This window comes from Bradyrhizobium sp. Ash2021 (genome assembly GCF_031202265.1).
Lineage (GTDB): Bacteria > Pseudomonadota > Alphaproteobacteria > Rhizobiales > Xanthobacteraceae > Bradyrhizobium.
In genome coordinates, this window is sequence record NZ_CP100604.1 from 4530405 (window position 1) to 4553996 (window position 23592).

25 protein-coding genes and 2 pseudogenes are annotated in these 23592 nt (G+C 60.9%); 11 read left to right on the forward strand and 16 right to left on the reverse strand.

Annotation, left to right across the window (positions count from 1 at the left end):
* Window positions 1-604: 604 nt before the first annotated feature.
* The gene (locus NL528_RS21545) at window positions 605-799 is read left to right on the forward strand and encodes a hypothetical protein (protein WP_309184660.1); all 195 of its coding nucleotides are present in this window, start codon (window positions 605-607) and stop codon (window positions 797-799) included.
* A 187-nt stretch (window positions 800-986) separates the two neighbouring features.
* On the opposite strand, the gene NL528_RS21550 is transcribed toward NL528_RS21545, so the two are convergent.
* Window positions 987-1427, reverse strand: coding sequence for a DNA-directed RNA polymerase subunit alpha C-terminal domain-containing protein (locus NL528_RS21550; RefSeq protein ID WP_309184661.1), 441 nt, complete (start codon window positions 1425-1427; stop codon window positions 987-989).
* 311 nt (window positions 1428-1738) lie between these two features.
* Between NL528_RS21550 and NL528_RS47145 the strand changes: the two are divergent.
* From NL528_RS47145 to NL528_RS21560, 3 genes and pseudogenes are all read left to right on the forward strand, one after another.
* A pseudogene (locus NL528_RS47145) lies at window positions 1739-1840 on the forward strand (hypothetical protein); the annotation flags it as partial.
* A gap of 54 nt (window positions 1841-1894) precedes the next feature.
* Entirely contained in the window at window positions 1895-2134 is a 240-nt protein-coding gene (locus NL528_RS21555; RefSeq protein ID WP_309184662.1) for a hypothetical protein, read from the forward strand.
* 75 nt (window positions 2135-2209) lie between these two features.
* The gene (locus NL528_RS21560; RefSeq protein ID WP_309184663.1) at window positions 2210-2656 is read left to right on the forward strand and encodes a hypothetical protein; all 447 of its coding nucleotides are present in this window, start codon (window positions 2210-2212) and stop codon (window positions 2654-2656) included.
* Window positions 2657-2701: 45 nt separating this feature from the next.
* On the opposite strand, the gene NL528_RS21565 is transcribed toward NL528_RS21560, so the two are convergent.
* The 4 genes and pseudogenes from NL528_RS21565 to NL528_RS21580 form a co-directional block, all read right to left on the reverse strand.
* Window positions 2702-3439, reverse strand: coding sequence for a hypothetical protein (locus NL528_RS21565; protein WP_309184664.1), 738 nt, complete (start codon window positions 3437-3439; stop codon window positions 2702-2704).
* 182 nt (window positions 3440-3621) lie between these two features.
* On the reverse strand, window positions 3622-3840 hold the full coding sequence (locus tag NL528_RS21570; RefSeq protein WP_309184665.1) for a PRC-barrel domain containing protein: 219 nt from the start codon (window positions 3838-3840) through the stop codon (window positions 3622-3624).
* Between the two features lie 27 nt (window positions 3841-3867).
* Complete coding sequence (locus NL528_RS21575; protein WP_309184666.1) at window positions 3868-4155, reverse strand: hypothetical protein; 288 nt, start codon at window positions 4153-4155, stop codon at window positions 3868-3870.
* A gap of 291 nt (window positions 4156-4446) precedes the next feature.
* Window positions 4447-5558: pseudogene (locus NL528_RS21580) on the reverse strand (IS3 family transposase); the annotation flags it as partial.
* Window positions 5559-5713: 155 nt separating this feature from the next.
* On the opposite strand from NL528_RS21580, the gene NL528_RS21585 reads away from it, so the two are divergent.
* A protein-coding gene (locus NL528_RS21585) for an IS3 family transposase (RefSeq protein WP_143206051.1) occupies window positions 5714-6846 on the forward strand; the annotation gives its coding sequence in 2 pieces (ribosomal slippage) (window positions 5714-5969 and window positions 5969-6846; 1134 coding nt in all).
* 190 nt (window positions 6847-7036) lie between these two features.
* Here the strand turns inward: NL528_RS21585 and NL528_RS21590 are convergent.
* The 8 genes from NL528_RS21590 to NL528_RS21625 form a co-directional block, all read right to left on the reverse strand.
* Window positions 7037-8296 (reverse strand): site-specific integrase, encoded by a 1260-nt coding sequence (locus NL528_RS21590; RefSeq protein WP_309184667.1) that lies wholly within the window; start codon window positions 8294-8296, stop codon window positions 7037-7039.
* 279 nt (window positions 8297-8575) lie between these two features.
* Complete coding sequence (locus NL528_RS21595; protein WP_309184668.1) at window positions 8576-8812, reverse strand: hypothetical protein; 237 nt, start codon at window positions 8810-8812, stop codon at window positions 8576-8578.
* A gap of 223 nt (window positions 8813-9035) precedes the next feature.
* A complete protein-coding gene (locus NL528_RS21600) occupies window positions 9036-9200 on the reverse strand; it encodes a hypothetical protein (protein ID WP_309184669.1) in 165 nt (54 codons plus the stop codon).
* Between the two features lie 129 nt (window positions 9201-9329).
* A complete protein-coding gene (locus NL528_RS21605) occupies window positions 9330-10097 on the reverse strand; it encodes an ABC transporter permease (protein ID WP_309184670.1) in 768 nt (255 codons plus the stop codon).
* The gene (locus tag NL528_RS21610; protein WP_309184671.1) at window positions 10094-10858 is read right to left on the reverse strand and encodes an ABC transporter permease; all 765 of its coding nucleotides are present in this window, start codon (window positions 10856-10858) and stop codon (window positions 10094-10096) included. Before NL528_RS21610 ends, NL528_RS21605 begins: the two co-directional genes overlap by 4 nt.
* Window positions 10855-11580 (reverse strand): ABC transporter ATP-binding protein, encoded by a 726-nt coding sequence (locus NL528_RS21615; RefSeq protein ID WP_375144067.1) that lies wholly within the window; start codon window positions 11578-11580, stop codon window positions 10855-10857. Before NL528_RS21615 ends, NL528_RS21610 begins: the two co-directional genes overlap by 4 nt.
* Window positions 11581-11665: 85 nt before the next feature.
* Window positions 11666-12364, reverse strand: a complete 699-nt coding sequence (locus tag NL528_RS21620) for an FCD domain-containing protein (RefSeq protein ID WP_309184673.1) — start codon at window positions 12362-12364, stop codon at window positions 11666-11668.
* A gap of 10 nt (window positions 12365-12374) precedes the next feature.
* Window positions 12375-13298: an ABC transporter substrate-binding protein gene (locus NL528_RS21625; RefSeq protein ID WP_309184674.1), complete on the reverse strand. Its 924-nt coding sequence runs from the start codon at window positions 13296-13298 to the stop codon at window positions 12375-12377.
* Between the two features lie 87 nt (window positions 13299-13385).
* Between NL528_RS21625 and NL528_RS21630 the strand changes: the two genes are divergently transcribed.
* The 3 genes from NL528_RS21630 to NL528_RS21640 all read left to right on the forward strand — a co-directional run bounded on the left by NL528_RS21630 (window position 13386) and on the right by NL528_RS21640 (window position 16376).
* Window positions 13386-14384: a fumarylacetoacetate hydrolase family protein gene (locus NL528_RS21630; RefSeq protein WP_309184675.1), complete on the forward strand. Its 999-nt coding sequence runs from the start codon at window positions 13386-13388 to the stop codon at window positions 14382-14384.
* 34 nt (window positions 14385-14418) lie between these two features.
* Window positions 14419-15195 (forward strand): cyclase family protein, encoded by a 777-nt coding sequence (locus NL528_RS21635; protein WP_309184676.1) that lies wholly within the window; start codon window positions 14419-14421, stop codon window positions 15193-15195.
* 65 nt (window positions 15196-15260) lie between these two features.
* Complete coding sequence (locus NL528_RS21640; protein ID WP_309184677.1) at window positions 15261-16376, forward strand: amidohydrolase family protein; 1116 nt, start codon at window positions 15261-15263, stop codon at window positions 16374-16376.
* Here the strand turns inward: NL528_RS21640 and NL528_RS21645 are convergent.
* Both NL528_RS21645 and NL528_RS21650 read right to left on the reverse strand, forming a co-directional pair.
* Window positions 16373-17842, reverse strand: coding sequence for a SagB family peptide dehydrogenase (locus tag NL528_RS21645; protein ID WP_309184678.1), 1470 nt, complete (start codon window positions 17840-17842; stop codon window positions 16373-16375). The two genes, NL528_RS21640 and NL528_RS21645, sit on opposite strands and share 4 nt — an antisense overlap.
* Before the next feature lie 13 nt (window positions 17843-17855).
* On the reverse strand, window positions 17856-20102 hold the full coding sequence (locus NL528_RS21650) for a TOMM precursor leader peptide-binding protein (protein WP_309184679.1): 2247 nt from the start codon (window positions 20100-20102) through the stop codon (window positions 17856-17858).
* A gap of 677 nt (window positions 20103-20779) precedes the next feature.
* On the opposite strand from NL528_RS21650, the gene NL528_RS21655 reads away from it, so the two are divergent.
* On the forward strand, window positions 20780-20923 hold the full coding sequence (locus NL528_RS21655; RefSeq protein WP_309184680.1) for a hypothetical protein: 144 nt from the start codon (window positions 20780-20782) through the stop codon (window positions 20921-20923).
* A gap of 75 nt (window positions 20924-20998) precedes the next feature.
* Window positions 20999-21865: a VOC family protein gene (locus tag NL528_RS21660; protein ID WP_309184681.1), complete on the forward strand. Its 867-nt coding sequence runs from the start codon at window positions 20999-21001 to the stop codon at window positions 21863-21865.
* Between the two features lie 33 nt (window positions 21866-21898).
* Here the strand turns inward: NL528_RS21660 and NL528_RS21665 are convergent, their stop codons facing one another.
* A complete protein-coding gene (locus NL528_RS21665; protein ID WP_309184682.1) occupies window positions 21899-23050 on the reverse strand; it encodes an OpgC domain-containing protein in 1152 nt (383 codons plus the stop codon).
* Window positions 23051-23280: 230 nt separating this feature from the next.
* Here NL528_RS21665 and NL528_RS21670 point away from each other — a divergent pair, with 230 nt between their 5' ends.
* Window positions 23281-23586 (forward strand): ETC complex I subunit, encoded by a 306-nt coding sequence (locus NL528_RS21670; RefSeq protein WP_309184683.1) that lies wholly within the window; start codon window positions 23281-23283, stop codon window positions 23584-23586.
* The last annotated feature ends 6 nt before the right edge of the window (window positions 23587-23592 follow it).

Genomic DNA, 23592 nt, shown 5'->3' on the forward strand with positions numbered 1-23592 from the left:
TCCTGGACCGCCTAGACCCATAGAGCCCCACTGGTCGGCGTCGACCGGCACGCCGGCGCGGATGCCGATCGTACCGACGTGGACAGTCGCCGTAGTAGACGAGCCAGCATTCGAGGCGTTCGGGATAGCGGCGGCGGGTGAGCGGGCATGCCGCCATCAAAGCGCGGTCCGGCCGGCTAGGCAACCGCCTACGGGTTGGGCCTGAAGGAGATCGAACGCTGCCGTTTGCGAGCGGTGGGTCAGTTTGATTGTGGCAGCGTTGTTAACTGGAAAACGGCCGACTTCGGGCGCATGTTGGCTGGATGGAACGAGAGAAATACGAAACCCAGCTGAAATGCCCTATGTGCGGCCGGATCGGTCTTGCCGATATGTCGGACGCCAAATCATATAAGATTGGCGATGACGATACGAGGGTGGATGCCGTAACCCAAGGGTTTGAGATCAAGGGTAAGGACGTGATCTGTTCCACCTGTCAGGTGTCCGCACTATGAGCCATCCCAAACGCCCTAGGGACCCCAACCAGCTCGCCAAATCGATTATAGCGACAGGATGGTGACGGTCGATTCCGGCTTGAAAACGTATGCGGTCGGAGCATATTCGGAAAATGGCCCCGGATTTGGCTGTGCCCCCATTAACGCACGAGGAATTCGTCTCGTTGCGAGACGGCGCCAAAGGCTTGATGCACCGCATCCCGATCGAACACAAAAAACGATTGATCGAACTGGGGTACATCGAGGAATTGTTGGGTGGCCTTCGGTTGACGAACGCCGGCAGGACGAGGATCGCGCAAGGCAAATAGTCCTGCCATACCTTCGAAGCAACGACTCTGGATTCGCTGAAACGTCGCTGCCGCTACCCACCCAGCCCAAAACGGCAAAGGCTCACCAGCGGGCTTCCCTGAGTCATGGCGGGGTGTGTCTAAATTTCGACAGGCCCAAAGGGAAATGCCCCCCCCGGGCGGGGATTTTAATTGAAAATTGAGCAAATCAGGCTGGCTTTTTGCCCGGCGGCCTGACCCTATCGTTCGACAGTAAGCCCAGGGTCTCGCGAATATGGGCGACAGAAGACTTTCCAAGATCTTGAAAGCTCAGCAGCGTTTCATCGGCCGTCTCGCGGACCTCGCCAACCGTCTCGATCCCCGCGGCCACAAGCGCGTTGCGAATCCGGGCCGGAAGTTCGACGTCGCTGATCGGCGTATCGTCCGGTGGCCATGGCGTTGGATCGAGCTTATTCGGTTCGCTCATTTCCCTTTCGCCTCCAGCGGATCGACGCCGGTCCAGCCGCGGAGGGTTTGGCTCATCAGTCGGCACGGCTTGCTTCAGATTATTTTCAACCGGTTCAGCGTAGTTTGTGCGAAACGCAAGGCCGATAAATCCCACCACCACCAAGACGGCTCCCGCGACCATTAGCCAATGCGGATATTCCATTTTGGAGCACTCCTATGAGCAGCCCCTCATTTCTTCGCCTTCAGCCCGAGCTCGACCAGCCGGCGGATGGCCTCGGGACGGGTGGCAACGCCGTGTTGTTCGCGCCATCGATCGATCGAAGATAGCTCTCCGTCTTGCCAGCGCATCCCGATTTGCTTGCCCCGGCCGGTAGTCGGCGGCCGGCCACGTCTCTTTTTCGGGGTACCCTTAATTGACTTCGCCATAATTCCGGGTACCATAAAAACAGCCCGACGGGAAGGTGATAGCTCCCGCGCCGGGCCTAACCCTGATCAAGAGAGGCACTTATCCCCATGACCCGAGCTGACCCGCGTCTTAGCACGCCACCCACAAACTCGTCCAAAATCAACCAGCCCGAATCTGTCGACCCGACACGGCGGCGCTTCCTATCCGTTGCCGCCGGCGCTACTGCGGTTATAGCCGGGGCAAGCCCGGCAATCGCACTTCCGATGAACGCGGACCCCGCGCAAGCGGATCCCGTTTTCGCAGCCATCAAGCAGCACAAGGTAGCGCTTCGTGCATCCAAAGCGGCCTCCGCCGAGTCGCACAGGCTGATGAAGCTTGCCGACGAAGCAGTAGGGGAGCGAAGTATCCAGGTGCTCGACATGCGCGAGCCGAGCACGCCGCCCGGATGGCACCCCTTCGTGACGGTCAATTGCTGGATCGATATCGAGACGTATGTCAAGTGATCAGGCCGCGTTGCTCCGCACGCTCATCAAGGCCGCAGGCTTGCTGGCGCCCTCGCAAAAGAACGGGGTGGCGTGATGGATAGCAACATCGTCAAATTCCCCTACAGGGCGTCTCGCCGTGTCTATTCCAAGATGCCGCGGAGATCGAAGAACGGCACGCCGGGGGCGCGAGCAGCGAAAGCCGCGGCACTGCAATCACCGCCGGCCGACATCGTCCACCTGCCTCTGCGGGCCCCAGATCGCAGGAAGCTGCGGGAAAGTCCGCTGCGTGATCACATCGCGATAGTCTCGTTTGGCGCAACAGTCGTCGGGAAAATGCGGAACGCAGAATTGAAGGGCGAATCGCTTGCGGCGATCCAGCCCGAGGTCCGGGATGAATGGCTGGAAACCTTGGACCGCGCGATTGAAGCGGTGGAAACGGTGGGAGCCGGGTTCGTCCTGGCGATGAAAACCCTGAAGGCGCTGCAGTCGGAAACTTCCGACTTTCCGTTAAATTTACCGGATAGGGACAGCCTGTCCTAAAATTAGCGAGGGGCGCGGGGTCGAGAGGCCTCGCGCCCTTTCCCATCACCGCTTTAACCTCCTAGCATGAGCCGCCAGCCGCTGACGGTTGCGCTTTCGATGAGATCGCCGACAGCGCTTCACGGACTTCGCTCCACCTGGCAAAGAGTTTCTGAGTACTCTGATCACAATCCACGGCTCTGCATCTTTAAATATCTTCTGGCGAACCAATTCGCCCGGCCAGGTTAAGGGATCGCAACCCGGCTCGACGAGGTCGACGAGGACAACACCGTCGCGAGGCCCCAACACGCCTGGAGGCAACTTGACCACGCCAGTAAAGGCGTCGGGAACACACACAGCGCCAACGCCCTTGGGACTGTGTCCGGCAAATCCCCCTAGGTGCACCGTGCCCTTGAACGGCTGATCAAGTCGCTGAAGCTGCTTCCGTGCAAAGGTGCGGCCATCGCTCTTGTGATGGTACGTGCCGTCGCGATGATAACTCGCGTGGTTGTTTCCTTCAGTTCGGGGCATGAAGACGAAAAACTCATCTTTCCACGAACGCCGGACCCATAGGGTGAGCCAGAGCCCGGAGTCACGGACGGCCACGCCGTAAAGGTGGTCGCCAGGAACTGATGACCCGAGCTTCATTAGCCCGACCTTGGCGTTGGGCTTTTTTCTGATGGCGTCGAAAACTTCGCGCCACCTTGCTAGATCATCAGGCTCGAGCATTTCCGAATCGTAGCCCTGATATCTAAGCCAGCCCTCGAAGCTCTTGAGATCGTCTTCACTAATGAAATGGTTCATTGCTCAACCCGGGGTTCAAGTAGTGCGCCACCTAATCCTCGCGGCCCGCGCCGAGTCGCCTATGCGCTAGCCGCGATCGGCCGGCACTCGACAGCCTGCGGAAATCGGACTCACCACGGGCCTTCCTACGGGCTTGGCGGGCCTATTGCTCGCGAATCTCGGATTTTTCAACTTGATCGGGCTTATACGGCGTCTGACTTTTGCGCGAATTTGATTGTTGAGACAGGCCATTTTCCATTGTGGCCCTTGATAGAGATCCGAAGGCCATGGGCTTCATCAAGCCAAATCTTCTCGACCGTCCCGGCTTTCCCGTCGGTGAGTACGACGGCTTTTCCGACGAGATCGGCCTGCGCGTCCTCGAACGCGCGGAGTATCGTTAACGCGTAAGTTTTCACTGGCATCGCTCTCCAAAGCTTGGGGCCTGACGTTCATGCTTCGTCGACTATCCCATCACTCGCGGACGTCGTCGCCAAATCTACGTTGATGAACGAGGTCGACATCGGCAGGAAGCAGAGCGGCCAGGGCGACCCAATAACGATCGGTTGCTCGCCGCTGTCCATCAGCCGGAACGCGTCGCCCGTCCAAAACCCGATTTTGACTTCGCTTTTCCCTATCAGCTTCACGTCTGGCGGTTGGCCGGCTGCCGAAACAATCAACAGCAGACGCTCCTTGGCGGGCGGTTTCTGATCAACAGTCATCCATTTGATCGTCGCCATCACTTAGCCCTTTCCCGGAAGCCGCCGCTGCAGCCATTGCTTCCCATGTGCTTCCCATCGTCGGAATTCTGGGAAGCAGGTCGGGCCAAATGAAGTGGACCCCAGACGTGGGACCATGGATCGCCGGAGTTAAGGTGTGATCTCGCCTGCCTTTGTCCTTCAAGATCAAGCAGCTTCCTTCTGCTGTTTTTGCGTCTGCTGTGGGTATGTGGGCAACGCCTTTGCGTTGTCCAAGCGAAGCGTCATATCCACAGTCTTCTTCGCCGCCTCGATTCTGTCCGTGCCGGCGCGCCACGCCGCCATGGGAAACTGGTTGTTCATCGCCTGATGTGGGCGGCGATGATTATAAAAGTTCATCCATGATCCGATGCCGTCTCGCGCTTCGCGCCCGTCAGCATAGGCTTTCAGATGCACTTCCTCGTATTTGATCGAGCGCCACAGCCGTTCGATGAAAATATTGTCCATGAAACGACCGCGTCCGTCCATCGAAATCGCGATGCCTGCGGCCTCGAGCCTGCCGGTGAAGGCGGCGCTGGTGAACTGCGCGCCCTGATCGGTGTTGAATATTTTCGGCGTGCCGTGTCGCGTCAGAGCCTCGTCGAGCGCGGCAATGCAAAAGCCCGTGTCCATCGTGTTCGACAGGCGCCATGCCAGAACTGCTCGGCTGGCCCAGTCGATGATCGCCACCAGATACAGAAAGCCATGCGCCATCGGAATATAGGTAATGTCGCTGGCCCAGACATGGTTGGACTCGGTGATTGCCACGCCGCGCAGCAGATAGGGATAGATCTTGTGGCTGGGCGCGGCTTTGCTGGTGCCGGGGCGCGGAACCAGTGCCTCGATCCCCATCACGCGCATCAGCCTTTGCACACGCTTGCGGTTGATGCCGTGGCCTGCCTGGTTCAGTTCGAACACCATCCGCCGCGAGCCGTAGAACGGCCGCTTGAGATGCAGTTCGTCGAGCCGCCGCATCAAGGCCAGATCATCAGCGCCGATGACAGGCACCGGGCGATAGACGCCCGAACGCGCCAGATTCAGCAGCACACATTGCCGGCGGACCGACAAATTCTCAGAAGGCCGCTCCACCATGGCCCTACGCTCGGGGACGCTCATCGCCCGGGCCTCCTGGCTAAGAAATCCCTTTCAACCGTCAACTGGCCAATCTTGGTGTAAAGCTTCGCCGTCTCGCGCTCGTGCTCCTCCTCGCCATTCCCCGAAGCGCTTGCGCCGCGCGCGAAAAGGCTCGCGACGTTGTCGAGAACCTGCTTCTTCCAGCCGTAAATCTGGTTCGGGTGAACGCCGTGGCGCTTCGCCAGCTCCGGCACCGTCGCTTCCTCGCGCAGCGCCTCCAGGGCAATTTTGGCCTTGAACGTCGCATCAAACTTCTTGCGTGATTTGGTCATCGCCGTGCTCCATGGGTTGAGACACAGCAGGACGCTTCACACCTTAACGAGTGGTCCTATATCCGGGGGCCAGAGCCGGTCGCGGAAATCTGGACAGAACGATAAGTGGAATTTCTGCCTGACAGCGGCGATAATTGCCGTGAACAGGAGAGACCATGAGCAGACGACCCCGGCGGAACCACTCACCGGCCTTCAAGGCGAAGGTGGCTCTGGCCGCCATCAAGGGCGATCGGACGATAGCCCAGCTGGCGGAGCATTTCGACGTTCACCCCAATCAGATTACGGCCTGGAAATCACAGCTTGAGGGCGGCGCCTCTGATATTTTCGGATCGGGGGGCGGGACGCCGGCCACGCCCGCGGTCGATGTGAAGTCGCTGCATGCCAAGATCGGGGAGCTGACGCTGGAGAACGATTTTTTAGAAGGCGCGCTCACCAAGGCGGGATTGCTGAGCGCAAAGCGATGATCGACCGTAAGCACGATCTGTCGATCACCAAGCAGGCAGAGATTTTGAAGGTCAGTCGCGGCAGCGTGTACTATCTGCCGCGTCCAGTCTCTTCAGCCGACCTCGAGATCATGCAGCGTCTCGATCGGCTGCACCTGGAGTATCCCTTCGCCGGTTCGCGTATGTTGCGAGGCCTGCTGGCTTTGCAGGGGTGCAAGATCGGCCGCCGGCATGTGAAGACGCTCATGCGGCGGATGGGGATAGAGGCGCTCTATCGCCGTCCGCGCACCACCAAGCCCGAGCCCGGCCACAAGATCTATCCGTATCTGCTGCGCGGCATCGAGATCCGGCGGCCGAACCAGGTCTGGGCCATGGACATCACGTACATTCCGATGGCGCACGGCTTCGTCTATCTCGCCGTGGTGCTGGACTGGGCGACACGTCGTGTTCTGTCGTGGCGGCTGTCGATCACGATGGAGGCGGCCTTCTGCGTCGAGACCCTGGAAGATGCCTTGGCTCGCCACGGCAAGCCGGACATCTTCAACACCGATCAGGGCTCTCAGTTCACCGGCGCGGCGTTCACCGGCCTGCTCGCCAGCAATGGCATCGCCATCAGCATGGATGGCAAAGGGGCCTGGCGGGACAATGTGTTCGTCGAACGGCTGTGGCGCAGCGTCAAATACGAGGAGGTCTATCTGCGAGCCTACGAAACCGTCGGCGAGGCGCGACATTCGATCGGCCGGTATCTCGACTTTTACAACGGCCGACGTCCTCATTCGAGTCTTGACGACATGACCCCGGATCAAGCCTACTTCGATCTTCCGCCGCTCCGCGCGGCGGCCTAACCTCGGCAGAGGCTCCACTTATCGACGCGGAATTTTTGTTCAGACAACCGGGGCCAGCTCAGCCACTTCAAAATCCTTATCTAAGTCATTGGTATTGTTTGGTGAGCGCGGTGGGACTCGAACCCACGACCCCATGATTAAAAGTCACATTGAGCGGGGGTGGCCTGACAGACGTCAACCCGATCCAAACTCATGCATCACCCATGGCCCTCGATAGATTGTCGCCGATACGCTCAGAGGCTCGACGAACCGGGTCATCGGCTAAGTGAGCATATCGTTGAGTAGTTTCCACGTTTGAGTGTCCTAGCAGGCGACCGATGATCGGAAGGCCAAGGCCAGCTCCAACGCCGATCGATGCGTGTGTATGTCGGAGATCGTGCATCCTAACTCCCGAAAGACCTGCGCGCTTCGTGATGGCGCGCCATGGGCGTTGAAGGTCGGCCCGTGGCTTCTCGTCATCCGCGCCGGCAGATTGGCCGGCGATCACAAATTCTCCGATGCGGGGCAGCGAAGATAGAATCAAAAGAGCAGGGGTGTTGAGTACAATGGTTTTCTTTCCGCTTTTCGAATCCGGCAGAAAGAGTAGGCCCCGCTCTAAATCGACATTCGGCCAGCGGAGATCAAGAATTTCGCGGAGGCGGGCGCCGGTCAGAAGCAGCAAGCGAATTGCTGCCGCGGCGTAAGGACTGATTTTTGTGATGCGCTTATCCGGCTTTGCCGCGTGCTTTGAAGTCCTTCGAGTTTCGTCGATTTCGTACGGAATACCTTTAGTCTCCGCTTCTCGAATAGCGTCGCCAAGCCGCAACATCTCATCAGAGGTCAGATACCTCTCGCGAGGCTGCTCCGGAAAAAGCTGTACGCCGCGCGCGGGGTTGGCTTCGATGGGTATCCGTCTGGTTTTGACACCCCAAGTGAACATAGCTGAAATCAGCGATACCACACGATTTGCAGTCGGCTTTGTGCGAAGGCCGATTTTCCTATGCAGCCGGACGATATCGGTGTGACTAACTTCGAAAGCCCGCTTTGAACCAAGTTCCGGAAGCACGTGAACCCGGAAGTACATTGCATAGAGGGCCGTCGTTCGCGGCTTGCAGGTTGGGCGGATTTCTTCCTCCATAAAGACCCGCTCAATATCGGCAATTGTCACCGCCTTGCGATCAATGGCCTTCTCCTTGGCCGGATCGGCTCCGAGCCGAACACGGGCAAGGACGTCCCGTGCCGCTTTTCTTGCAGCATCGGCTGAAAATGTGGTGCTGCTTCCGATGGTGTAGCGCCGTGTGGGCGCTCCCCGACCGCCACCATTGGCGCGATAATCCACCACGAATGATTTTGCGCCATTCGGGGTTACGCGGACGCCGAACCCAGGCAGTTCTGCGTCGTATTCGATGTAAGTGGACGTGCGCGGGATGAGTGCGGCGACTGAGGTTTTGGTGAATCTATTGGGGGTCACAAGAAACTGCTCCAGACCCCATGTAGGCACCGTGTAGGCACGGCCCGGTCAATCTACCGGAAAGGGCGGCTATCTCGGTACTTGAAAAAGCCTTTATTTAAAAGGACTTTATACAAGTTATGAACGAATAAGAACGCCTGGGAATTTCAGGCAATGAAGTAGAATCAGTTTTGGGTACTGCAGGTCGTTGGTTCGAATCCAGCTGCCCCGACCAAATAGCTCGCAAATTCCACCAGCTTGACGGCTCGCCCGCGACGGCGCGGCCGGCGCCGGTTGGCATCATCTCGGCGAGGGTGTGTCCGGCAGCTGCTCGGCGGGACCCGTCGGGGCGTTCGCCTCGCGACTGTGTTCCGGCACCTGCGGCAGCCTGAGTTGCCGTGTCGCACGTGATGGCCGTCCGAGCTTGGCGTCATAACGCTCCGCCAGGTCGAGCAGGCGTTTCCTGGTGAAGGGGTCGGCTTTGTCGGCCATCGCCCGGATGCGGTCAGCCTGCTGCTTGAAATAATCGTCGTTCATGACATCCCCATGGCAATCGACCGGATCAGATTGCACAACGATTTTTCGGATCGCCACCACGAAATAGAGCTTTCGTTAATCTCGGGATGAGCGAGAAAATCCGGACTCCGTTCGTTCTCCGTGAACAGAAGGAGTCCGGCGCGTCGCTTGAGAAATTCGCTCAGCGGAAAATCTGCGCTGAGGGCGCTTGCTGGCATCTCCGCCGAACCGGTTTCTGGTTCGGTCAGGCCTTGACGTCGAGGACAGCTTCTCGTTCGGCCTGGTTCTCCGTGGCCAACACGTCCAGCACGTCCTGATTGATCTTGCGGGGCGGCGCCTTGGTGGTCTGGTCGGCGACGAGCTGGACTCTGGCCTGCGTCACGGTGGCAGGTACGGGATATATATCCATGGAACCCTCCTGCCTAAAAATGGCAAGCGCACGTTTACGCTTTGTAAAGAGGTTGGGTTAATGCGCCGAATCATTGGGTTAACGCACCCAATCATCACCGCGAATTGAACGGCTATTCAAGGTTCGCGCTTACCGCTGCGAAGCCTGCCACGCCAGCAGCCGCCGCTCGGCCAGCGACATCGCGACCGAGGTGACATAGCCGGTCACGCCGAGCAGAATCACGCCGGCGAACAGATCGGCGGATCGGAAGGCGCGCGCCGACAGCAGCACCCAGTGGCCGAGGCCATCGAGGCCGGCGAGGATTTCGCAGACCACCGCGAGGATCAACGCCACCGTCAGGCTGAGGCGCATGCCCGCGAGAATATCGGGACTGGCCGACGGCAACGCGATTTTGAAAATCACCGCCAGCCGCGACATCTGCAGCGACCGCGCCACCTCATAGAGGCTGGGCTCGACCGCGGCAAAACCATGAATGGTCGCCAGCATGATCGGCCAGATCGCGCCTAACGCGATCACGAACAGCGCCATGCCCTGGGTCAGCCCGAACGCCGCGATGGCGACCGGAATGATCGCGGAGACCGGCAGCGGCCGCAAGAACTCCAGCGACGGCGCCACATAGGTCCGCATCGGGCGCGACGACCCGATCATCGCGCCGATGGCGATGCCGGCGATCGATGCGGCGAGCCAGCCATAGGCCATGTGTTCGAGCGTGCCGATAAGCTTGCTCCAGAGGTCACCGGAGGAAAAACCGCGCAGCAGCGAAGCCCAGGCCCGGTCGGGCCCGGGCAGGAACACCGGCGATACCAGCTTCCAATTGGCGACCAGTTGCCAGAACGCAATGAATCCGGCGGCAACCGCAAAGCTCGCCACGCGCCAGACGATCGCGCCGCCTTTCACAGGCTGTCTCCGCTCAACGCGGCGCGGCCGAACAGGCGGCGCTGCGCCACGGTCAGCAGCAGGTTCAGCGCGTAACCGATGGCGCCGATCCAGACCAGATAGGCCAGCATCAGGTCGGGACGAAGCGCCTGCTGCGCCAGCATGATACCGGCGCCGAGGCCAAGCGGATTGATCGCGATCTCGACGGTGACAGCGACGATCAGCGCGATACCGGCGGAGAGGCGAAACGCCACGAATATCCGCGGCAAGGCCGCGGGGATGATGATTTTGAGGACTCGCTGCGCCGCGGGCAGCCGAAGCACGCGCGATACTTCCATCAGCCGTGGTTCGACGCTACGAACGGCCGCACGGCTCAGAATCAGGATCGGCCAGATGCAGGCAAAGGCCACGATGACGATTTCCATGCGGTAGCCGAACCCGAGCGCGATCAGCGCAATCGGCAACAAGGCGATCGATGGAATCGGCCTGACCGCCTCGACCGTCACTTCCATCAGGCGATCGAGCGTATCGGAAATGCCGAACGCGATGCCGAGCGCAAGCCCGATGAGGCTGCCGATCGCAAGGCCCGCAAACGTCGCGAACAGCGTGTCGCGGGTCGCCGCCAGGATCGAGTGGTCGGCCAGGGCGCCCGCCAGCGCCGCGACGATCTCACTCGGCGGCGCCAGGCTGTCGCTCTGCAGATGTGTCGCGCGCGCCCAGCCCTCGAAAGCCAATAGCGCGCCAATCGGCAGCAGCAAGGGCTTGGCGCGGTCGAGCGTCACTGTTCGGTCGCCTTGATGAAGTCGAACAATTCGCGCCGCAGCCGCAGGAATTCCGGATGTTCGCGGGTCGCCAGCTGATCGCGCGGGCGAGGCAGATTGACCGCAAGTTCAATGCCGATCCGTCCGGGATGCGGCAGCAGGCCGACGACGCGGTCGCCGAGATAGATCGCCTCGTCGAGATCGTGGGTCACGAAGATCACGGTGGCGTTGCTGGCCGCAACCAGCGACAGCACCTCGTCCTGCAATCCCTGCCGCGTCATCGCATCCAGTGCGCCGAACGGCTCGTCCATCAGCAGCGCCTTCGGCTCCTGCGCCAGGCAGCGGGCGATCTGCAGGCGCTGCTGCATGCCGCCGGACATCTCCGCCGGATATTTTTCGGCGTGGCCGGGCAGGCCGACCTTGCGCAGCAACGCGTCGATGCGGGCAGGGCGCTCGGTTACGGAAATCCCGCCCGCCTCGAGCGCGAGCGAGACGTTGCCCGCCGCGGTACGCCACGGCAGCAGCGCTTTGCCATAGTCCTGGAACACGATTGCGATCTCGCGGCGCGGCTGCAGCATCGGCTGGCCGTCGAACGTCACCGCGCCGCTGGTTGGCTGATAGAGACCGGCCGCGAGGCGGAGTGCGGTGGTCTTGCCACAGCCGGACGCGCCGACGATGCAAAGGAATTCGCCGGGACGCACGCCGAGGGTCAAATTCTCGATGATGGTCTTGCCGCCAAGCATCAGCGTGACGTCCGCAAACGCGAGCTGCGGCGTGGCGAGGGGGGACACGGGCGCCTCCTGGCGTTTCGCGGCGATGGCCATGACGTCAGTTTCCGCTGCCTGGGGGATAGACGAAGTTGATGGTCGAGCGCAGGTGCTCCGCCAGCATGGCCTGGGCGCCGGGAACGTCGCGCGAGAGAACGCAGTCGGCGAGCAACTGATGCGCGCGGACGAATTTCTTACCGCTGTCGAACTGGCGCATCATCACGCGGCGATAGCGGTACGCCTGGTCGTAAAGGTCGGAATGGGCGGCGAGCATGCGTTTCGAGCCACAGGCCCCAAGCAAGGCGGTATGAAAGCCCTTGTGCAGCCGGTCGAAATCCTCAGCACCTTCGCGGAATTCGTTGCCGGTGCGCTCGATATGCCGGCGCATCTGGTGCAGCGCGCTCAGAATGCCGGCCTCCCAGGCATCGTCGCCCTGGGCGATCGCGAGCCGGATTGCCTCGATCTCGACCGCGGTTCGCATGCAGGTGATGTCGTCCAGATCCTCACGGCTGACGTCGGCGACGCGGAAACCTCGTTGCCCGATCCCGACGATCAAGCCGCGCGAAATCAGCCGCGATAATCCTTCGCGCAACGGCGTCGCGCCAATCTCGTAGCGCTCGACCAGATCGACGATCCCAAGCCGCGCCCCCGGCGCGAGATGGCCGGCCAAAATATCCTGCTCGACCAGCGTCGCGGCGCGCTCGCTCAAGGTGCCGGCTTCGCTGGCGGGTTGGTTTGGATTGCGCTCGGGAGCCGGCATGACAAAGGCCTCAATTCAGGACCAGTTTGGCGGTGTCGAGCTTCGACTGCAGCATTTTCTGCGACGACATGACGTCGATCCACCACGCCAGTTGCTCGGGCTTCAATACCGGTTCGGACTGGTTCGGCGGCATCGCCTTGACCAATTCGAGTGGCTGCCTGGTGAACTTTGAAATTGACGCGGACGCCTTCTCGCGGTCGCTGTTGACGATTTGCGCAGATTCATCGAGCGCTTCGCGGAATTTCTTGATGGTGGCGGCATTCTTGTCGGCCCATTCGCGCGACGCGGCGTAGAAAATGATCGGATCGGTGCGCGCGAGTTCGACTGCATAGCGCGCCCCGACCGAGCCCAGCCCCGCATTGAGCATGCGCGTCACCAACGGCTCGGCCGTGAGCACGGCATCGACACCGCCGGACTTGATGATATCAGACATGGTCGGGAAGGTGACCTCAACGAAATTGACGCTTTTGGGGTCGACGCCTTTCTCCACCAGCCATTTGACGAACAGCACGTGCAGGAAGGCGTTCAGGCCGGGGGCGCCGACTTTCTTGCCGACGAAATCCTTCGGCTCCTTGATGGTGATGCCGTTGCGCACGAAGGCGGTGATGTTGCCGTTCGACACAGGATTCATGATCGACGCGCCGGCGATGGCAACGAGGTCAAGCCCGCCGTCGACGGCCTGCAGGAACACGGTCGAGGTCGGTCCGCCGATCTGGATCGAGTTCGACAGGATCGCCGCGGGAATGTTCGAGTTGATGCCGATCGGCGTCATCTCGACGTCAAGCCCGTGCTTTTTGAAGATACCCTCGTCGACCGCAACCATGGCGGAGGCGCAATCCGACGTCGCGGTGCAGCCGATCTGGATCTTCGTCTGCGCGGCAGCAGATCCGGCCAGCGCCAGGCTGAACGCAATGCTCGCAAGGATCTTTTTCACCGTGGTTTCCCCATTTTACATTTTTAAGACTTGATTATCGATATTTTATCGGATCATATATTCCAATCAAAAGCAAGGGCTCAACACATGAAACTCGCAACATTCAAATCCGGCGGTCAGGAGAAGATCGCGATCGTGCATTCCGGAGATGCCCGTTTGTTCGACCTGGCGGCGGCCTCAAGCCGCGACGGAAATGCGAATCCGGCGTTTGCGTCGATGCTGGCCTTGATCGATGCCGGCCCGCGTGCGCTCGAACAGGCGGCGGCGGCGTTCGACAAATACGTCAAGGACGACGCGCTGTCGGTTGCCGTAGCGGGTGCCGAGATTCTTGCGCCGGTGCCGGAACCGCGGCAGATGCGCGACGGCATGTCGTTCCCGCTGCATATCCTTCAGGCGCCGCGCGGCCAGCTCAAACTCGCGGCGCGCGCCAAAAACGACATGGCGGAACTGGCGCGGCTCGACGCCGAACCGCTCGGCGAATTGCCGGAGGTCTATCGCAAACAGCCGATCTACTACATCACCAACCGCTTCAGCGTGCGCGGTCCCAACACGACCGTGAAATGGCCGCGCTACAGCCAGGTGATGGACTACGAACTCGAATTCGGCATCATCACCAGGAACAAGGGCGCCAATATTTCCGCCGCAAAAGCCCGGGATCACATCTTCGGCTATACGATCTTCAACGATTTCTCGGCGCGCGACGCCCAGCGCATCGAAATGGAGGGCCGGCTTGGCCCCGCCAAGGGCAAGAGTTTTGACGGCGGCAATGTCATGGGTCCGTGGATCGTGACGCCCGACGAGATCGGCGATCCCTATCATTTGAAGATGGAAGTCCGCGTCAACGGCAAGATGCGTTCGCAAGGGGTTTCCGACGGCATGCTATTTTCGTTCGAGGAGATCATCGAGCACGTGACCAGGGATGAGACGTTGATGCCCGGCGAATTCATTGGATCAGGCACGGTCGGCAATGGCTGTGGACTGGAAATCGGCTGGTATCTGGAACATGGCGATGAGATCGAACTTGAAGTCGAGAAGATCGGCGTCCTGAAAAATCGGGTCGAACGCCAGGACGCGAAGGCCGCTTAAGGCCCAGACAAAAAACACAGAGTGAGGAAACGCCATGGCGCGTAAATTGATCGATATTTCCGTTCCCCTGCAAAACGACGTGCCGGCCGATCCGCCCGGCGGTCACCCGACCATCCAGTACATCGATCACCAGCAGGGCCTGCCGCGCATGCTGCAGTTCTTCGAGGGGTTGAAGGCCGAAGACCTGCCGGATGGCCAGGGCTGGGCGGTCGAACAGGTGCAACTCTCGACCCACAACGGCACGCATCTGGATGCGCCCTGGCACTTCCATCCGACCATGAACCGCGGCGAGCGCTCATGGACCATCGACGAAGTGCCGCTGGAGTGGTGCCTGCAGCCCGGCGTCAAACTCGACTTCCGGAATTTCGCGGATGGCTATGTCGCGACCGCCAGGGATGTCGAAGCCGAACTCAAGCGCATCGGCCATACCCTGTCGCCGCTGGAGATCGTGGTGGTCAATACCAGCGCGGGAGCCAAATACGGCCGGCAGGACTACGTCACCTCGGGCTGCGGCATGGGTTATGAGGCGACGATGTATCTGCTGGAGCGCGGCGTGCGGCTGACCGGCATCGATGGCTGGAGCTGGGACGCGCCGTTCGTCTACACCGCGAAGAAATATGCCGAGACCAAGGACGCCAGCCTGATCTGGGAAGGCCACAAGGCGGGCCGCCACATCGGCTATTGCCATATCGAGAAGCTGCATAATCTCGAGCAATTGCCATCGACCGGCTTCATGGTGTCGTGCTTTCCGGTCAAGATCGAGCGCGCTTCCGCCGGCTGGACCCGGGCGGTTGCCATTCTCGACGGTTAAAGTTCTACTGCGCGTTCACGGCAGGCCAGAGCATAAGGTCCGAAGAGACCGACAGGGAGGATGTGATGAAGGGCCAACACCGCTGGTCGTATCGGGGATGCGCGTGCTGCGATGGAAGTACGCTCTCGCTGTCGGGCGCAAAACTCAGCCGGCGCCATTTCCTGCAGGGAATGACGGGCGCTGCGGCGCTGGCTGCGGTCGGTCTCGGTCAGCCGCCGGGTGCGGCGGCACAGGGCGCGGAAGCCGCAAAGCCGTTTCGCATCGATGTGCACCATCATCTGTCGCCGCCGACCTATATCGCAGCTTCCAGCGCCAGCAATTTCGGCGATCCCCTGATGAAGAACTGGACGCCGGCGAAATCGCTCGAGGATATGGACAAGGCCGGCGTCGCCGTCGCCATGCTTTCGGTGACGACGCCGGCCCTCAATTTCACGTCGGGGGAGACCGCGCGCAAGCTGGCGCGCGAGTGCAACGACTATGCAGCGAAGCTGATTGCCGACCATCCGGCACGCTTTGGAAGTTTTGCGGTGGTTCCGCTGACGGATGTCGAGGGCAGCCTGCAGGAGATTGCCTACGCGCTCGACACGCTCAAGGCTGACGGCATCGGCCTGATGACGAGCTACGGCGACAAATGGCTCGGCGATCCCGCGTTCCTGCCTGTGATGGAAGAACTCAACCGGCGCAAGGCTGTTGTCTACACCCACCCAACGGCGGCCAATTGTTGCGTCAATCTGGTCCGTACCCAGCAACCTGTCATGATCGAATTCGGCACCGACACGACCCGAACCATCGCCGACATCATCTTCAGCGGTAACGCGCAGAAGTTTCGCGAGATCAGCTGGATATTTTCGCACGCGGGCGGAACGATGCCGTTCCTGATCGAGCGCTTCGTCCGCAATGCATTTCTGGATCCGAAGGCCAAGGCAACCGTGCCGGACGGCACTTTGGCCGAACTCAGGCGCTTTTACTACGACACGGCGCAGACGTCGAACAAGGGCTCGATGGCGGCGCTCTCGGACATTATTCCGGTGTCGCAGATCCTGTTCGGCACCGACTATCCCTATCGAACCAGCATCGACCACGTGAAGGGTTTGCGCGAGGCGGGGGTGTTCACCGACGAGCAGCTCGCTGCCATCGAGCATGGCAACGCGCAGAAATTGTTGCCCCGGCTGGCAAGCTAGTCCGCGGCATCGGATTTGATACCGCGTCCAAGCGCGAATTGGCCGACCGGGCCTTCGACGTGGAAATCGATGCCCGTCATCGTGGCGAACAGATCGATATTGGTGGTGCCGATGGCGCAGCCACCAAGGCCCATGTCGGTCGCCGTCAGATACAGCGTCTGCAGCAACACGCCGACATCCTTCAGGATCAGCGAATAGGCGATCGAGCTGTACTTCCACGAAACGCGGTTAAAGCGCGCGGCGATCGTGATCAGGATCTGGGTCGAGGAGGGCGCGTTCATCGCGAATTCAGCCGACCCCAATTGCGCATCGAGCTCTTGCTCGTGGGCATCGATCTTCACCAGCGCGTGCCTGTCGGCATCATAGTGATAGAAGCCGCGCTCCAGCCCGTCGCAATTGGCGACGTTCAGATAAAGTTCGAGTTCGTACGCGCTGCCCGCGGCGGGATACGGCCGCGTGGTGTAGGCGATATCGGGACCATCGCCGCCAAAGTCGAGCTTGCTGGTCCACTTCGACTGCACGCGCGCGGTGCTTTCGAGAAATTGCGCGAGCTCGGTGAGCGTGATCGGCTGTCGGTCGTCGAAGTCGCGCGTCGAATGGCGCTCGCCCAGCAGCTTTGCGTATGGCGAGGGCGTTTCATGGGCCGCGGCCGAAAGTGGCTGCAGATCGATGGTCGTGCCGGGCCAGGGCGATCGCACCGCCGGTGGCGGCGCGATGACATCGGCGTAGGGATAGAGTCCCCCCAGTGGATTGGCCTGCCGGCCTTCGGTGCTGTGGGTGTGAAACAGCAGATCGTGAAAATCCCAGAGCACGAGGTTTTCGTCGCCCTCATTTGCGCGGCGGCCGTCGCCGCCCTTGGCGTCGATCTTGAAGAGGATTTTGCAATCCAGCAGCAATCCGAGCAGCTCCAGGCCGGGAAATCCTGCCTGCCGCCGCATCTGGCCGATCTTCTGCGGCGCGGACAGCGTGGCAATGGTAGCTGCGACCTTCGGCTCGCTGATTCTGAACAACGCGCCGGCGCGCGGCGATTCCAGCACCATGTCATTGCCGCGCCGTCGCATGTAGGCGAAACGCGACAATACGATCGTCTCGGAGTCGCGAAGCTTCGGCGTTTGCGGCCAATAACCGGGCATTTGCGGTTCGATGACGACGAGGTCGGCATTGCCGCGCGCGCGTCCGAGGCGGTATTCCAACAGCCCTCGCTCGGCCAGGCGCCGGACCAGGAGATCGATTTCGCGGTCGATCGCCTTGGCAGGACGCGAAAACGAAGCGAGCGGCAGACCGGTGCGCAAGCCATGCGCGCGATCGATCGCTTCGGCGCTGAACTTTCCAAGGCCGGCCGCGTACCCGTCGAAGCGAGCGGCGACATTGCCGTCGGCCTGGGCTTCGAGCGTGACGCGTGCATTCAGCCGGGCCGCAATGGCTGGTGTGATTTTTCGCCCTCGCTTTTTCGCAGGCGCGCGCAAGGCCGTACCCCCTTCAGGTGTGTGGAAGGAACGGCGTCAGTTCGTTTTCCGATAACGGCCGGTCGAGCAAGCCGAGCTTGACCGGAACGTCGTACAGCCGGCCGGGTGCGAAGCGGCGATAGAAATGCCGCAGCCCGGGAACGATCACCCGGGCCACCGAGACTTCGACGTCGGGGCGGGTCTGATCGAGGACGAGGAAATCATACCCCGCGCGCCGGGCGATCTCGACGCAGGCTTCCACCTGCTCGCGCGCGCTGTCGAGCGGGACATTGATGCCGAGTTCCGGCACAACCACCGGGCGGCTTGCCGGAATCAGGAACGGATAATTCTCCAGGCGCAACGGCGTGATGCCGTCGAGGCTCGACTTGTCGCCGCTGCCGCCGCCCATCAGGCCGATCGACAGGAACTGGCTCAGTTCGGTCAGCGAACGCAGCAAGGCGATGCGGCGATCGAAATGCGCGCCGGAGCCAAACTCGATATGCTCCTGGCCGTCCTTGATCCAGTGCATGACCGCGACATAGCTGGGAATGCCGAGGTCGTTGGTGACGTCGAGCACCCACAGTTTGCGTCCGGCGTCGGCAAATTGAGTCTTGATATCGCGGATGTAGGAATCGTCGAACTCGCTGAGATCGACCTCCGACCGCTGTGACCGGTTGTACCACCAGATCGCGTAGGCATCGCGCTCCACGAGTTCAAGGAAGCCCTGGACGATGGCCTCCTGCAGCGTGTTGCCGGCGGCACAGCCGTTGGAATCGGTATGAGCGTCCCGGTAGAAGAAGTACATCAGGCCGGTCGGAAAATACCGGAAGCGCTGGTCGCGCAACGACCAGGCCGGCGACCACTCGATCTTGGCGGTGGGATCGATCGGCTCCGGGATCGGATGAGAATCATCGCCCGCAGGTTCGTGCCGCGCCGCAAATTGCGCCTCGCTGAACAGCTGGACATCGTTGGCCAGGATGGCCTCGCCCGGTGCGAAATCGGCAAACCGCCGCTTCATCCGGATTTCATCGCCCTGGAAAATTCCGGAATAGCGTTCGATCGCTTCCATCAGCGCGCTGGCTTCGGCCTGCTCAGCGGTCGAGCCTTTGCCGAAGCTGCCGCCAGTCAGTCCCGACCTCAGCTGATCGACGCTCATGGCCGGCGCGGAAAAATTATGTTGCGCGAAAAAGTTGGTGTTCATCGGCAGATCGGCTTCGATCCGCTCCAGCCGCTTCACGACGCCGGTGAGGGGACTGACGTGCTTTCGGTAGCGTGCAACCGTGACACGTGACGACACCGTGCGATATCCGCCGCTCGTCATGATCAGCTTGGCGCCGGGGCCGTTCACGATCGGCTGCGGCGCACGGCGCGGGTTCTGCAATTTCCTGGCGCCGCAGGTCGGACATTGCGGGCGATGCGCGACATAGTGCTTTGCGATCGTCGCGCCCATCAGGTCGAAACTCGCAATATGATCGCGCAGGTCGGTGCGAAAGCCGGAGGCGATCGCCTTGGCAATCTCGACGGCTGCGAACTGGATCGCGCTTTGTCCGAAAGTGTTGCGGACCAGTGGCGAAACCGCGACGGGCTGCGCCCCTCCGCGATCGAGGAATCCCTTGATCTCGCGATTGCGGATCATGCGGTCGAACAGACAGGTCCAGCAGGCGCTCTCGCCGGGTTTGAACACCGGGCCCACCAGCGGAAAAACCCCGGAGGGCTGCACCAGCAGCCAGGGCGTCCTGTCCGACACCCGCTGCCGGTTCAGCTGGGCCAGTCGTCGTTCCAGATAATCGCTCACCAACGTGACGGTCAGGTCGGGAGACCCTTTGACGATGCGAACGCCGAGTTCACCCAACGCGGCGCCGAGTTCGGTTGCGCCCTTGACGTCGATCGCCTCAATGCGCACGCGACAATTCTTGAGATTGCTTTCCGCAACCTCCGACGGCAGGCCGAGACTAGCCCAATAGCCGGCGACCGTGCCGTCGGCGGCAGGCGAGGCCGGCACGATATAGCGACGGTCACCCAGCCGCTTGAGCGCTTCATTGATCTGATCGGACGGAAACTTGCGTTCCAGCTCGCGGACGAGCCGGCCAAGGCTTTTTCCGGTCTTTCCGATCGCCTCGGCGAGCGCGACATAAAGCTCGCCGTGCAGGAAGAATTTCCGATCCTCGGAATAGAGGCTCACGACATCGGGGGGGAGCACGTAGACGGTGAAATTCGGCGCGAACTGCACAACGTCTTTGCCGGTTTGACGCGTGGCGCGGGTCTTGCGATGGCCTGTCATGAGTTTCGTACGCGTACCTTGCTTGTCACTGCGGATCGTTATTGCGAGGCGTGTTCTCCGGCAACGTCAGACATAAAATGGCCGGGTCGACCTTGTCGAACCCGGCCATGACGCCTTGCGTTTGTCAACGTGTTCGAAATCTGCGCTGGATCAGCAGAGGCGGCAGATGCCCCATGATGCACAGCAAGAACCGCAGCCCGCGCAGCCGCCGCAACGGCAGGCTCTGCACCCGCCGCAGCCTCGGCAGCCTCTGCAGCCGCCGCATCGGCAACCCCAGGCCATCTGTACGGCGCCGCTGGCGGCTCCGGTGTTCTCCTTGTCGAACAAATGGAACGTGGCGAGACTGACGTCCGCAATTTCTTCTTCACCAAGCGTGAGCGCTTGAGTCGGCACGTAGTTCGGCGTCTGCTGCACGTCCGCTGTCGGTACGGCCGCTGCGGATGCGCCCCCCACTAGCGAGAAAGTCAGACCGGCGGCACCCAATGCGGGTACGGCTGCTTTGGTCACACGCTTCGACTTCGAAGCTTGCTTCACCCGTGGCATCGTCGCATCCTCCATTACCTGGTAATATCTGTTTCGAGTCCAGCCAAGCGATTGTACGCTTGGCGAAAGCGGCCTGCAAGACTGGCTGCGCCTCACAGTGTTTGTCGATTTTGCATCTTATTCGGTTCATGTTGATGAACAAAATCGGCCACGATGCATCAAACCACAACATCCATGAACCGGGTGTGAACGGTAACCATGATCCGCTGGCGAACGGCCGCTACAACGTGAAAGTGATCACGGGCCGCTGGCGCGAGTCGCTCTTCGCGCGCTCATGAAATAACTCATAGACTAATATCCGGAACCACAATGTTGCAGCGCGGTGGCTTGTGGCTGGAACGGGAGAATTCGCGTTGACCGATCATCACGGACGCTTCGTCTGGTACGAGCTTTTGACGACGGACATTGCCGCCGCGAGGGCCTTTTATGGCAGTGTCGTCGGCTGGGGCGAACAGGATGCATCGACGCCAGAGTTCACCTACACGTTGTTCACCGCCGGACAGGCTCCGGTCGGGGCATTCATGGACCTGCCGCCCGATGCGCGGAAAATGGGTGCGACGCCGCGGTGGGTGGGGTATGTCGCCGTCGACGATGTGGATAAAACCGCCGGCCTGATCGGGCGCCTCGGCGGCGCCGTGTACGTCCCGCCCACTGACACCAACATCGGCCGCATTTCCGTCGTGGCGGACCCGCAAACGGCAACGCTTGCGCTGGTCAACGGGTTGAAGCCCGGTCGGCCGGAGCGGGTCGGGCTGGGTGAGCCGGGACATGTCGGCTGGCATGAGCTGCTTGCCGCCGATGCCAAGACGGCGTTCGCCTTTTACCGCGAACTGTTTGATTGGCAGCAGGCCGCGGCCGAAACCGGTCTGATGGATTCGTATCGGCTGTTCGCGTCCGGCGGGCAAACGCTCGGCGGCATCTTCACCAAACTTCCGCGGGCACCAGTGCCGTTCTGGCTATATTATTTTAATGTCGGCGACGTCGACGTGGCAGCCGAGCGCGTGAAGGCCGGTGGTGGCCGGATCGCCCAGGGCCCGGTCGAATTGCCGGAAGGCGGCTGGATCGTCCGATGCATCGACCCCCAGGGCGCCATGTTCGCGTTGCAGGGAACGCGTCGCCAGGACGCGATCGAGCAGGATGCGGCGCCCGAACTCACCTGGACCGCCGAATGGGGCGGGATCTCATCGAGAGGCAAGGTCGTCGGCAAGTCCAAGCGTTAGGCTGCGAATGCAACCGATCCCAACCTGACCCGATCAACCCGCCTTGGCGGTCGCCGGCGTTTTGGGCAGCGGCTTGTCCTGCCGTTTCGACCAGGAGATGTAGTAGGCGACGATGGTCATGATCGCGATGCCGGTCACGCTGACGAATATCTGCGCGAGCAGCGAGCCCGAGCTCATCATGAGCTCAAAATGCCCGACAAAGGACAGGAACACGCCGACGCAGAACACCGCCAGCGATTGCTGACCGCAGACGATGAGCGGATCGAACACTTTCCATTCCAGCCCCTTCCAGTCCTTCGGCACGAAGCGGATCACCAAAATCACGATCACCACGAAATGCAGGAAGCGATAGGGCGCCAGATTGGTCTTGTCGTTGGGATTGAAGGTTGAATAGAGCCAGTGCGGAAACAGCGCGCCGAAATCCGGAAACTTGCCGGCCATGGTCATGACCAGCCCGAGCAGCAGATAGAAGATACAGAAATAGAGCGTGATCGGCGAATTGATGACGCCCATGTTCTTTCGGGCGCCGCCGAGCGCGCACCACGAGCCGAACACGAACAGCACCTGCCAGCAGAACGGATTGAAGTACCAGGTTCCGCCCGGATAGGCGGCCAGATTCCAGCCGGCCTGCCGGGCCACCAGCCACAGCGCGATCGAGGCCAGCATCGTCCAGTTGGGCTGGCGCAGCGTGATCCACAACACAGGCGGAAACAGCCCCATCAGCACGATGTAGAGCGGAAGCACGTCGAGATTGACCGGCTTGAACTTCAGGAACAATCCCTGCCGCAGCGTTTCGGTCGCATTATCGACCAGGCCCGCCACGTTGAACTCGTTGATGATTTCGGAATCGCCGAAACGCAGCGCCAGGTAGCTGATCGCGGCGATGTAGATCACGAATAGGATGATGTGGGCGACATAGAGCTGCCAGACGCGCTTGGTCAGGCGCGTGGCGCCGACGATGAAGCCGCGGTCTAGCATCATCCGGGCATAGACGAAGGAGGCGGTATACCCGGAAATGAAAACGAACAGGTCGGCCGCATCGCTGAAGCCGTAGTTTCGAGTGGTGATCCAGTTCACAACATTGTCTGGAATATGATCCAGAAAGATCGCCCAGTTCGCGACCCCGCGAAACAGGTCGAGCCGCAGGTCACGTCCTTTTTCGGGCAGGGTGGCGTTGATTTTCATGGGTGCCGTTTCGAAGTAATGCTTTCGACAAGATCGTGCCGCAGGACTTGGCCCCGGCCGCCAGGCGACCCAAGATTGTCACAGTGCAGCATAATGACTATACCGGTCCGGAACTGTAACATCCGGGGCGATGGAATCACCGATCAAATCCCTGAAAGGTTTCTCTATACTATCCCGGCCGTTTCCGCCAAACGCTACCATGTCGCATATCTCACGAGGTCCGACCATCCATGACCGCACGCATTTTTAAGCCCGCCAAAAACGCTATGCAATCGGGCAGGGCCAAAACCAGGGAATGGCAACTGGACTACGAACCCGAGCAGCCCCGGGCGATCGAACCCTTGATGGGTTGGACCTCGTCCGGCGACATGAAACAGCAGCTCACGCTTCACTTCGACACCAGGGAAGACGCGGTGGCCTATTGCGAGCGCAAGGGCATCCCGTATCAGGTGATCGAACCCAAGGCGTCCGTGCCCCGCCAAATCGCCTATGCCGACAATTTCGCATTCCGGCGCGGCGAACCCTGGACCCACTGAGGATTT

Coding starts and splice junctions, on each gene's coding strand:
- NL528_RS21545 (WP_309184660.1), top strand. CDS start 605: ATGGCCCCGGATTTGGCTGTGCCCCCATTAACGCACGAGGAATTCGTC.
- NL528_RS21550 (WP_309184661.1), bottom strand. CDS start 1,427: ATGGAATATCCGCATTGGCTAATGGTCGCGGGAGCCGTCTTGGTGGTG.
- NL528_RS21555 (WP_309184662.1), top strand. CDS start 1,895: ATGAACGCGGACCCCGCGCAAGCGGATCCCGTTTTCGCAGCCATCAAG.
- NL528_RS21560 (WP_309184663.1), top strand. CDS start 2,210: ATGGATAGCAACATCGTCAAATTCCCCTACAGGGCGTCTCGCCGTGTC.
- NL528_RS21565 (WP_309184664.1), bottom strand. CDS start 3,439: ATGAACCATTTCATTAGTGAAGACGATCTCAAGAGCTTCGAGGGCTGG.
- NL528_RS21570 (WP_309184665.1), bottom strand. CDS start 3,840: ATGCCAGTGAAAACTTACGCGTTAACGATACTCCGCGCGTTCGAGGAC.
- NL528_RS21575 (WP_309184666.1), bottom strand. CDS start 4,155: ATGGCGACGATCAAATGGATGACTGTTGATCAGAAACCGCCCGCCAAG.
- NL528_RS21595 (WP_309184668.1), bottom strand. CDS start 8,812: ATGAACGACGATTATTTCAAGCAGCAGGCTGACCGCATCCGGGCGATG.
- NL528_RS21600 (WP_309184669.1), bottom strand. CDS start 9,200: ATGGATATATATCCCGTACCTGCCACCGTGACGCAGGCCAGAGTCCAG.
- NL528_RS21615 (WP_375144067.1), bottom strand. CDS start 11,580: ATGCTTGGCGGCAAGACCATCATCGAGAATTTGACCCTCGGCGTGCGT.
- NL528_RS21620 (WP_309184673.1), bottom strand. CDS start 12,364: ATGCCGGCTCCCGAGCGCAATCCAAACCAACCCGCCAGCGAAGCCGGC.
- NL528_RS21630 (WP_309184675.1), top strand. CDS start 13,386: ATGAAACTCGCAACATTCAAATCCGGCGGTCAGGAGAAGATCGCGATC.
- NL528_RS21635 (WP_309184676.1), top strand. CDS start 14,419: ATGGCGCGTAAATTGATCGATATTTCCGTTCCCCTGCAAAACGACGTG.
- NL528_RS21640 (WP_309184677.1), top strand. CDS start 15,261: ATGAAGGGCCAACACCGCTGGTCGTATCGGGGATGCGCGTGCTGCGAT.
- NL528_RS21650 (WP_309184679.1), bottom strand. CDS start 20,102: ATGACAGGCCATCGCAAGACCCGCGCCACGCGTCAAACCGGCAAAGAC.
- NL528_RS21655 (WP_309184680.1), top strand. CDS start 20,780: ATGAACAAAATCGGCCACGATGCATCAAACCACAACATCCATGAACCG.
- NL528_RS21665 (WP_309184682.1), bottom strand. CDS start 23,050: ATGAAAATCAACGCCACCCTGCCCGAAAAAGGACGTGACCTGCGGCTC.
- NL528_RS21670 (WP_309184683.1), top strand. CDS start 23,281: ATGACCGCACGCATTTTTAAGCCCGCCAAAAACGCTATGCAATCGGGC.